This is a genomic window from Bradyrhizobium zhengyangense (assembly GCF_022012555.1).
Classification (GTDB): Bacteria; Pseudomonadota; Alphaproteobacteria; order Rhizobiales; family Xanthobacteraceae; genus Bradyrhizobium; species Bradyrhizobium zhengyangense.
Map to the genome: position 1 here is coordinate 16,803 of NZ_JAKLTZ010000035.1, position 11,005 is coordinate 27,807.

Genomic DNA, 11,005 nt, shown 5'->3' on the forward strand with positions numbered 1-11,005 from the left:
ACGTCAGGTTGAATTGCCGAATTCGGAGGGGTAGCTCGAGAAGAAAGCAGTGAGGGCCCGGGTCATACTTGTGTATACCGGAGCGGGCCTATAATCGGAAGTCCGTAGGTTTTGGGCGAGAGCAGTAATCGGCCCTCATCCCGGACCAAGCAGAGCCGTTATAAGGCCGAGAATCTAGGTTTTTTGGATTTGCCATGGTTCTGTTTGAAAGGATGGCACGTGAACGAGCGCTTGCAAGCATCGCAATTGGTGCCGGATCACAACGAAGCAGTGGTGCTGATTGTCGACGACGATGCCTCGATACGGAAGGCTCTTACGAACCTTTTCCAATCGGCGGGTTTGAAAGTGAAGGACTTTGCCTCCGCCGCGGAGATATTAAAAGCGGACCGCCCCGAGGGGCCGAGCTGCCTTGTGCTCGATGTTCGGTTGCCTGGATTGAGCGGTCTCGAGCTGCAATCCGGTCTCGCTAGCGCGAATATGCATACGCCAATTGTTTTCATAACGGGTCATGCGGATGTTCCAATGACGGTACAGGCAATGAAAGGGGGGGCGGTTGATTTCCTGACAAAGCCTTTCCGCGATCGGGATTTGCTTCGCGCAGTCCAGATTGCAATCGAAAGAGATCGACAAAGGCGAGAGCTTGAGAAGATGCGAGCCGGCGTGCGCTCACGCTTTGAAGGTCTGACGCAGCGAGAGCGTGATATTCTGACGCTGGTTGCGTCAGGGCTCTTGAACAAGCAAGTAGCGGGTGAGCTCGGCCTCGCCGAGATCACCGTCAAAGTCCACCGTGGCCAAGCCATGCGCAAAGTCGGCGCTAAGTCGCTCGCCGATCTCATAAGAATGATTGAGTTGCTGGGCCTGTCCCGCTCAAATGGAAACGTGCAAACCTGAGTACGAGCGGCGGCTCTCGGTTGGATAGCGCTGCAGCTAAAGGCTTTCCGCTTATAATGCCTCATCTCATCTCGATCATTGACGATGATCCGTCCGTTCGTGCCGCCACGAACAACCTTCTGTCCTCTCGCGGCTACGACGTTCAAGTGTTTGCATCCGCCCCAGAGTTTCTACGCTCGGAGGTGCTGGCTGCCACGTCGTGTGTAATCGCCGACATCCAGATGCCTTTCATGAACGGGCTTGAGCTGCTACGGCAAATGCGAAACGACGGTCGTCAAACGCCGTTTATCTTCATTACGGCCAATGCAGAGAGATCAGTTCGCGCCCGCGCAATCGAAGCTGGCGGTATTTGCCTTCTCGCTAAACCATTTACCACAATGACATTGATCAACTGCCTCATTGCAGCGCTCGAAGGACTTGACGACACAAGGAAATGAAAGCGACCACTCTTTGCGGAAAGCACCTCAACGGAATTGGTGAGTCTGAGATAATCGCCTGCACTCGCGGTACACGTTACGTCCTAATCGGAACTCTTGCAATTGCGATGCACGCGTGCGTTGACGGAGGCTCCTTGATGTTCAGTGCAGTTAATCTTGGCGGCCAAATCCTGCCGACGCGCTCATCTTACTGCGCAGTTTCAAGTGAAAGCTGTTTCCAGTTGAGGCGCTCGGGCGAAGTCGCACATCGTTGATCATGAAGCGGTCGCCGAACATCTTCGGCGGGTTTAACTCTCGGCCCTGGTCCCTAAAGGCTGAGCGTGGGCGAGTCGTACGCTTCCGGCGTCCGCTTCCTGACTATTGCCGAATAAGGGAGATTCGGTGGGCGGTGCGTCTTGAACGCGAATGCGATGGTTTTCCCCCTAAGGCGAGAAGTGGCCGTCAAGTTCGGAATGTCGGAATGTCGATTAACGTTCACAATTTCGGGGTTGCGGAGACGCGGGGAGCGCGCGTTCGGGCGTGATCTTCTTCCCGACTGTTGAAGCGCCAACTGTCGATTCCGCTTTCGATAATATCCTAATGAAGGTTCAGGTGGTCGAGCGGCGCGGTGGTCATCTTGGTGTGTCCGCAAGGACGCTCGGCCATTCCCGACTACCAGATTGGTGGTCACCAGCACGAGTGCGCTCGTAGGCGACCGATGAGGTGGAACAGGGAGCTGATTACCGGATTGGGCGAATGGCAGATTGCCGAGCTCGTCGAGAACAACGAAGTCCAACCGGGTCAGGTGATCGGCGAGCCGTCTTTGGCGGCCATCGCGGACCTCGGCTCCTAGCCTGTTGAGGAGGTGGACGTCCTTGTAGAAGCGGCCACGGGCGCCAGCGCGGACACAGCTGCGGGCAATTGCGATCGCGAGGTTAGTCTTGCCAGTCCCCGGGGCAACCAGCGTTGGCCGATGTCTAGGAGCCCGATTGAGATCCTCCCCGTTCCATCCGCAATGCGCAGCGTTAGTCGTCGTTGTCACCTTGCAAGCGGCTTGAGGGTGAGACCGATTTAGTTATCAGGCAACCTGATGGGATGTTAACGCTCCTGCCGGCATGGACGGTGCACCACCGCGTCCTTCCGATTGATCCCTGCTCCGCGGCTTGCGGTGGACGGTCGCTGGAGGTGCGCGCTCTTGTCGACGCGGTTTTATCCTCCTCTTAGGGTTATTCGTCCCATTTGTGGGGACGTCGTCGTGGCGAGCGCGTCACCTCACAGGGAGATCGGTTCGAGAGCCCTCCAAGATGCAGCAGCATTCCGATTGAAACTTGCCAGCAACGCTGGAGCTGTTGAAGGAGCTTCCTACCGAATCGCTCACCGACGGGGTGACCGACGCAAACGACATGAGGAGGACAGCGGTGAGCAAGAACACGCCTGAGCACGCTCCTCGCCGGGCCATCGTGCACGTTCGTCAGTCGGCGGACGACCAGGTTATCAACAACCGAGTGGACCGCGCCGGCAGTAAGGCTTAGGTGACGGTGCGCGGCAGCTTGGCTGGAGCGAGGTGAGCGTGATCGACCATGATCTCGGTCGCTTTGGTGGTGGCACCGCGCGTCGCGGGTTCGAGAAGCTGCTCGCCGCATTTGCGAAGGGCGAGTTGGCGCCGTGGTTTTGATTGAGGCCTCTCGGCTGGCCCGCAGGGCAGGCATCGTTATACACTCCTGGATTGAGACCACGAAGCAAAAGGCGCGCAGGAGTGAACTCTTCCATACGATATCTCACGGTCTCTCATGATCGGATCGAGAACGACCTAGCGCGACGGTCAGGGTGAGAGCGTATGTGGAGGCTCCCGAACGTGCGGTGGTTGCCCCGTGCAAATTCGCCCCCGGGGGGAACGGAGGAGAAGGCCGGCCGTGGAGCTGGCCGGGGTTGCGCAATGACCGGCTCCTTTCGTTACTAGGCATTTGCGACGTCGTCAGTTCGTGCTGTGCTGACGGCCGATGCAAGCAGCAGCGCGTTCGCCTGCTCGTTTCGCGAAGAGTTAAGGCGACGCTGAAGGGTTAGTAGGACCTTGTAAAATAGAGTATCCTGCGTGCAGTTTGGACAGAAGCTCGCTGCTCATCCGCCATGGTTCGGCTCCGCATCATGTTTGAAGTGCGACGGTCACACTAATGACGGGAACGATCAAGCTACGTACTCCTTCCCGGGTATTCAAAGCTCGAAGACCGCTGTTTTGATCGACGCGTCCGTGCTTCGGTAGCGCCAGCGGAAGGCCCGACGAAACGTGCCGCAGGGTGACCGTACCCCCGCCAGAGGTTCGTCAGGATCAATGGAGCGTAGCGTACGTTTGCCTCAGGCGGCAGGGCTCCATTGTCCGTCCCCCGAGTTGACACCCGGATGACGCGTGCCGAGCCACCACCTTCCGGCCGAGCTATTCGGGTCCTAAAACAGGATCAGCGTCGCCATAGCTTAGGAGTAAGACATCATTCTTTGTCCTCGCTCTCGCAGTCGAAGCGATTCTGACGCATGCTATTCAACCTTTCGAACACTGATCGCTCATTCTGGCCATAGAGCTTAATGCCAATGATGACTTCTCGCAGATGTGCTATATTGTAGCGTTTGGTTTGCTCGACCCAGCGGTCGAGCGTAGCATCGTCAAGCGATGGCTCCTTGGCTTTGAAGTAGGCGCGGCGGGTCTGGGCGGACGACATACCAACTTCCATGATGGTGTCAAAGCGAGAAGGGCGATCGACAAAGCGCCTGTCCAGACGGTCAGGGTGGTTGGTGGTCGCAACGTGCAGCACGTTCGCAGTTTGCGCGTTGCCATCGAGCAACGCAAGAAAGTGCTCAGCGCCCCATCTTTCCACGAGCTCGTCCAGATCCTCCATAACCATGACCACGGGCCGCTCGGGCTCAATGCGACGCAGCAGACCGACACACGCGCTAGCCAGTTGCGGGCGATCGATAAAGACAACTACGCCATTATGATCTCGGACAACGACCTGTGTCATTTGTCCGATTGCGCAGGTCTTGCCACTACCGGGAGGGCCCCACAGGAGCATGCCGCGCTTGTGCGTGAAGCCGTACTCGACGTACTCCTCGCGCAGAGCCCAGAACTTGTCGAACTCGACCAAAAGCCTCTCCGCGGCGGTGTCCGGCAAGTTCAAGAGCGTGTCAGTTACAGTCGGCACCTTTTCGAAAAAAACGGTGCAACTATTTTCGCGGCAGCGATAAGCACCTGCTGGCAATTCCAAGGAAGCGTCAGAGACTGGGAGGAAGGTCGTGCCGCTCCGCGCCCACAGCGCAGCATTAAGATGGAATTCGTGATCCATGTACTGGTCCACGCACTCGTCGACGCACTCGTCCACGCACTCGTCCTTGTTCTCGTTTACGGAGAAGGCCTCTTTCATGTACTTCCTCGATTGTTAGATGGAGTGTCAGAGTAAAGGGGTAGCAATAGTTGTGCCATCGCAAACGAGGTCCGTATAGCGACCGCGATCCTGACCGGCGGCAGTCACGTGGCTGGTGAAGGGAAGGCTTATGTATTCACCCGTTGCGACACCGATGTGTGGCTAATTCGACAGACTTGTCCGAAATCGACCAAGCAATGCCGCGGCGTTCTTGTTTTCAATGAAGTATCACTTCGGCATTCAGTGGCCTGGCCGTTGCGAGCAGTTGGGCGGTCTGGCCAGACTTATCCTCGTGATCGTGGGTCGACACATTCTTGCCTCGATTCCGTTCGGCGGGCCGAACTGTGTTTGGTCGCTCTTCGAGTACATGCCCATGATTAACGTTATGGCCAAATGCGCAGAGCCCCACACTGGGTGCTGCTGCAAGTCTAGTGTCCTGAACCAGAGCATTGGATCGGCAGAAGCGCTCGATTGAATTGGTCCATGGAAATGGTTTTGGATCGGCGTTGTGCCGTTCGATGAATGAAGCGATGTCGGCCCTGACGGCGGCAATGCTCCGATAGACGCTGCGCCTGATGTTCTTGTCGGTCAGGAGCTCGAAGAAGCGCTCCTGATTGAGCCATGACGAGCTGGTCGGGGTCAGGTGCACATGCCAACGCGGCCTTTTAACTAGCCATCGCCGGATCAGCGGGGTCGTGTGCGTGGCGTAGTTGTCCATGACGAGATGGACGTCGAGCCGGCGCGGGCTGGGTCTCGTCGAGGAGCTTGCAAAATTCGGCGGCGCGGTGAAGTCGGTAGCACTTGCCGATGACCCGTCCGGTCGCAATATCGAGGGCGCGACCAGCGAGGTGGTGCCATGCCTTTTGTAGTCATGGCTCCTTCGGGCCGGCTGGCCAGGTCGCATCGGCCACATCGGCTGGCTGCGATCCAGAGCCTGGATTTGGGATTTGTCGCTCACACACGGGACGATGGCGTGCTGCGGCGGCGAGACGTAAAGCCGACGACGTCGCGGACCTTGGCCAGTAGGTACGGGTCTGTCGAGAGCTTGAACGTCTCCATCCGATGCGGCTGGCCCGAAGGCCCGCCAGATGCGTTGAACCGTCGACACCAACAGACCGCTCGCCTTTGCCATGCTGCGGGAGCTCCAATGCGTGGCGGGGCAGTTCTCCAGCGTTCGCACGGTCACGACTTCGATTCGGACATCATCAACCGTGCGCGGAGCCCCGGAACGCGGCTCGTCGTGAAGCCCGGCCACGCGCTGCTCTACAAAAACGGTGGCGCGACTTGCCTACCGTCCCGCCGCTCCAGGCGCAGCTTGGCCGCCACTTTCTTGTTCTGTCCTCCCTCCGCGCAGGTCAACACAATCCGGGCTTTCAGAGCCAGCGCCTGCGCCGTGTTCCGCCGCTTCGTCAGTGACGTCAGTGCGGCACGCTCATCATCGCTCAATATCAGGGGCGCAAGTAGCTGGACCGACATCAAATCCTTCGTCGCTATTCCAGCACCCAGCTCTGGCACAACCAAGCGAATCCAATGCGATTTTACGATTGCGAACTTGTGAGTCAGGACAGTAGTCATCTGGAATGCAAGTTCGTCACCGCCGGCGAGCTCGCTCGACGGCTCACGGCTTTGTTATGGGGGCAAAGATGCTTTCGGTCTCGATCAATGGATCGTGGATACTGCGAGGAGCGAACTGGCCTCGCTTGCGCAAGAGATCGACCGCGACATTGCAGCTGTCGCGGAGCCATCACCCAACCCTAGAGCACTATCCCCATCGACGGGCTCTTATGGTCCCTGCTGTCCGGAACGGAATCTCCGCATCGATAAGTGTAGCCTCTGCCGAGATTAGGTTGCGGCGCGGTGAGTAGGCCTCGGTGTGCTGACGTCGAGGCTCGATGTGGACGGCGGTAACTAACACAAGTCCAAATAGCGGCCGATCGATCAAGTTGCACGGTCGTCGGCGGGCTCTCTTTGTCAGGTGCGGCAGTTGCCGCGCCGTTGATGGCCGCAAATCAGCCGGCCTGGATGTTTAATTCTCTCTTCCTCAGAACAAGGAACCGGCACCCGGCGGCACGCCGCACCCGGGTCATCAGGGTCCCAGGGAGTCTCCCGGGCGGGGGGCTCCTGCGCGCCTTCCGGTGGGCCCTCTTGCGTGCGGGCTGAAGCAGTGCCTACCAACAAAAGCAGTGCGGCCGTAGTCAAAAGCGCGCGTTTCATCCGGTTTCCACTAGAACAGATACGAGAACTCCACAGCCAAGTATGCCATCCCAGGTGCTAAGGAGTAGCCGGCGTTGGTTCACCAGAGGTCTCGACTTCATTCCAGGATCGTACAATGTGACGCTAGGTGCGATTCAAGCCTTTTCATAACGGAGGCACAAAGTATCAACCTGACATCGCTTAGGTCAGCGCTCCCGACGGCATCGAGCGGGAGGGCGTGATTGCTGCCGGCCCCAACGTAGTGCCCGTCCTGGCGATCGGCCTGGCTTGTCGAAGCTCGGCGAACGCGTGACATAGACGCCGCAGGAGATTCCAGCTCAGCTACCATCTCCACCATTGTGCGGCGGCTGGTCTTGGCCATGAACAAGGCCCAGTCGATGACGGCGTCCACAGGTTTGCTGATCGCTTCGGTTTGTGCACTCTTACCGAGCTTGTCCGAGATCGCCCAGGATACCGGAATAGCGCCAGCACGGCGATCAGCAAAGCATGCTCTGCGTGCTCCATGCGTCCATGTGCGGTCATGAGTTCTTCGTAACTCGACAGTCACTCGCAACAGGCATGGATAGTGTTGCCGGAGCATGTCGGCGCCGGAGATGCACCTGGATGCAGACCTCGATCCGGCACTGGAGATGAATGCCGACGTATACCTGCATGACTGACAGCGAGATGGCCAAGACATTCCTCGACAGAGCGACGCCCCGGAGTGCCTAGACGCCACGTGTTCCATGCGTTCTCTTTTACAATTGCTTGCCGCCTGGAACGTCGTTATCAGGTTCGAATAAACTCACGGACATATTGGTCATCGCGGAGCCTGATTCTCCCGATATCGACGGCATGTTCGCCTCCTCTTCCGAGCTCCGCTAATGGGCCTCCTGCCCCCGCCAGCAAGCGAAGCTGGTAAGGGGCGGCAAAGACAAGGAGCACACCATGTCTCAGACACCCAATACCGCGATCGCCGTGATCGGCATCGATATCGGCAAGAACTCGTTCAACGTCGTCGGCCACGATGCGCGCGGCGCCATCGTTCTGCGTCAAAAGTGACCGCGTGGGCAAGTGGAGGCGCGGCTCGCAAATCTGCCGCGTTGCCTGATCGGTATGGAAGCCTGCGTCGGCGCACATCACCTGAGCCGCAAACTCGCATCGCTTGGTCACGATGCGAGGTTGATGCCGGCCAAATATGTCCGCCCCTATAGCAGGGGACAGGAGAACGACTTCAATGACGCCGAAGCGATTGCCGAAGCCGTGCAGCGCCCGACGATGAAGTTCGTGGCGACCAAGACCGCGGAGCAACTGGATCTGCAGGCGCTGCACCGGGTGCGCGAGCGGCTGGTATCGCAACGCACCGGCATCATCAACCAGATTCGCGCCTTCATGTTGGAGCGCGGGATCGCCGTGCGCCAAGGTATCGGCTTCTTGCGCACCGAACTGCCCACCATCCTTGCGACGCGCGCCGATGCCCTGTCGCCACGCATGTTGCGTGTCATCGAGGAGCTGGCAGGCGACTGGCACCGGCTGGATCAGCGCATCGATGGCCTCTCCGGCGAGATTGAAGCATTGGCCCGTCAAGATCAGGCATGCTCGCGCCTAATGACGGTGCCTGGCATCGGGCCGATCATTTCGAGCGCCATGGTGGCCGCGATCGGCACCGGAGACGTATTCTCCAAAGGCCGCGACTTCGGCGCTTGGCTTGCCCAAGCAGATCTCGACGGGAGACCGCACGATCCTCGGCAAAATCTCGAGGCGCGGCAATCGCTACCTGCGCGTTCTGTTCGTGCAGGCGGCGTGCGTTGTGCTGGTCAGGATAAAGAACTGGGAAAGTTATGGGCTCAAGTCCTGGATCGAAGCCGCCAAAAGGCGGTTGCACCACAACGTGCTCGCGATCGCGCTCGCCAACAAGCTTGCCCGCATCGCCTGGGCGGTGCTGGCCAAAGGACGCGCCTTCGAGCTGACGAGGACTGACGATGCAGGCGTCCGACCCGCTTGATCCTCGCGCCGTGCTGGGCGCGGTCAAGGCGCAGCCTGGCAACGCCGGAGCCAGCCGCAAGCCAAGCGCGACGGCTGGCCTTGACCGCCCCTGCGCGCGACGCGATCGACGTTCTGCGGGCCGGGACGAAGGAACGGCCCTTGGCTCGAACAAAGGAACTGAGCAAAATGAGGAGCAAGCGATGACGTAAGCCCCTATCAATAATTTCCAGCCGAGGTCTGCGAGAGGATGAGACGAGATGGAGGTTCGGTCTTCCCGGCGCATGCGAACACTGGTGACCCGAATGGTCCAATCGAGGCCTGTCCGCTAACGAGAACGCACGCGCGCTGATATCCATGGTGGCCGGAGCAAATGCTCCAATCAAAGGCCGGATACATTGATGCAAGACCGCTCACCGCCAGCTCGGCGAAACCACTTGCAACGCACGGCCGGACCATACATCGGGGTCATTTATATTGCTCCTTGCTATAGATCCGCTTCACCAGTAGCCGACAGTTTCGTCTCGCCGGTCGGTCACAAATCCGGGCAGTCGTACTGGCGATAACAACAGTGGCGTCCGTAACAACCGTGCCTATAACCGTGGCAGGGATATGCGCGGAACGGGTACGACCGCGGGCCGGTATGGTACGGACTGCAGCCATAACTGACCGGAGGGTATCCATAAGGCGGCTCCGCATATACGCAATAAGGGCCATAACAGCCGCCGCTCGTACTTGCGCCACGGAAGAGTTCGGCTCTTGCAAGACTGGAGATCCTCCGTTCGCAGTTGCAGTGAGAGACAGGGGACATCGTGGTCGTGCCTCCAGGAAAGGCCTGCACGACTCCGACACTCCTCGGCATCGGCGCTGCCGTCGCCAGCTCCAACTGGACAACCATCAGGACTCCCACCACCGTACAGCTCAATAGGGACTTCCAGCTGCTCATCGTTCGACTCCTTATCACGGTCGTTTCGACAGTCGGCTCCAAGATGTCGTCAAAAAGCTCCCGCCTGGCGGCCTGCGCAGCCAGTGCTGCTGATCCAAATATTGGCTGCCGCCAATCAAGTGCCACAGCCACATGATCGCTACGCTACTTTCCTACCCCAATGCCAAGACGTATAGCGCTTGCTTGGCGAACGAAAGCAGCACTCCACCGGCTGCGAGAGCGGCCACGCAGAGTGCCAAGATCACCGCGCGCTCCATGCTTTACCGTTTTAGGCGGTCGTGAGCGCCCGAAGGTGGGATCGGTCGAACAGTATCTTGGATAATGGACGTATTGGTCAGCGCGTAGCCTGATCTTATTGATATCGACCGCATCTCGAGCACGCCTTCTCCGCCATTTACAATTCCCCTCCAGGGCCAAATAAACCTCCCCGGAGTAGCTCCGGGCAAGCCTCTCAAGGAGAGGATCAGCAAGTCCGATGCCATCGGCGGGAGCATGACAGTTCTGACACGTATAAATGAGTTAGGGGATTCTGAGCACCATTGCGAGAGCGTCGCGACGCCATGTTAGTGCGACAACTGTCCCGAGTCTGACAGACGGGGACGTCAGTTGCGTTCTGGTGTTGATCCCATAATCAGACGTAGCACAGCTGCCCTCACTCTACAGCAGGCCTGCCGCTTCAGCTGGAGCATCGCGTTCCTCGCACCGTCGCCGCCATCGGTCAAAACGAGCAAACTGTGGCGCCTGAGCCGCTCGTGCAAGTCGCGTCCCGGTATAGGCAGCGTTCTTTGCTGCCAGTTCAGCGACAACCGGCGGCCACACTCGCTCGCGGACATCGAGTCAATCGCGCCGACGGGCGCCTAGTGTCGCGCGACGATCAGGATGGAAGGCAGCGTCAATCAAGGTGAGAGAGTTTCGCTGGGCTCGTGACGGAGGGAGGGCGTAGCCCGACCGGAGTTACGAGCCCAGCGTCGGCGCGATCCCGAGGAGGACCGCGCCGACTGGTGATCGCGGCCGGCGGGGTTATGCAAGTGGTTCTTCCGCCAAGAGGAATCACTCGCTTGCCCGGCCGACACATCACAGATCACCAGATGAGATGGGATGGTTGCCGCCCTCCCCAGACGGCATCGTAATGTGCCAAGAACGCAGTGTTTGAACCCCGAAGCGAA

Annotated in this window: 6 protein-coding genes and 2 pseudogenes; 3 read left to right on the top strand and 5 right to left on the bottom strand. The window is 58.9% G+C overall.

Features of this window, described 5'->3' with window-relative positions; all coding sequences use genetic code 11:
- The first annotated feature begins 219 nt into the window (after positions 1 to 219).
- Complete coding sequence (locus L6639_RS41410; protein WP_164934295.1) at positions 220 to 891, top strand: response regulator transcription factor; 672 nt, start codon at positions 220 to 222, stop codon at positions 889 to 891.
- Between the two features lie 56 nt (positions 892 to 947).
- Complete coding sequence (locus tag L6639_RS41415) at positions 948 to 1,328, top strand: response regulator transcription factor (RefSeq protein ID WP_128929888.1); 381 nt, start codon at positions 948 to 950, stop codon at positions 1,326 to 1,328.
- A gap of 307 nt (positions 1,329 to 1,635) precedes the next feature.
- Here the strand turns inward: L6639_RS41415 and L6639_RS43690 are convergent, their stop codons facing one another.
- From L6639_RS43690 to L6639_RS41440, 5 genes and pseudogenes are all read right to left on the bottom strand, one after another.
- Complete coding sequence (locus tag L6639_RS43690) at positions 1,636 to 2,349, bottom strand: ATP-binding protein (protein WP_128929887.1); 714 nt, start codon at positions 2,347 to 2,349, stop codon at positions 1,636 to 1,638.
- 914 nt (positions 2,350 to 3,263) lie between these two features.
- Positions 3,264 to 3,444, bottom strand: a pseudogene (locus tag L6639_RS41425) (hypothetical protein); the annotation flags it as partial.
- 346 nt (positions 3,445 to 3,790) lie between these two features.
- Positions 3,791 to 4,717: an AAA family ATPase gene (locus L6639_RS41430; RefSeq protein WP_237867165.1), complete on the bottom strand. Its 927-nt coding sequence runs from the start codon at positions 4,715 to 4,717 to the stop codon at positions 3,791 to 3,793.
- 217 nt (positions 4,718 to 4,934) lie between these two features.
- Positions 4,935 to 5,849 carry a transposase gene (locus tag L6639_RS41435; protein WP_128929885.1) on the bottom strand — a complete coding sequence of 305 codons (915 nt, stop codon included), beginning with the start codon at positions 5,847 to 5,849 and terminating at the stop codon, positions 4,935 to 4,937.
- A 131-nt stretch (positions 5,850 to 5,980) separates the two neighbouring features.
- Positions 5,981 to 6,193: a hypothetical protein gene (locus L6639_RS41440; RefSeq protein ID WP_188637460.1), complete on the bottom strand. Its 213-nt coding sequence runs from the start codon at positions 6,191 to 6,193 to the stop codon at positions 5,981 to 5,983.
- Between the two features lie 1,833 nt (positions 6,194 to 8,026).
- Between L6639_RS41440 and L6639_RS41450 the strand changes: the two are divergent.
- A pseudogene (locus L6639_RS41450) lies at positions 8,027 to 8,915 on the top strand (IS110 family RNA-guided transposase).
- Positions 8,916 to 11,005: the final 2,090 nt, after the last annotated feature.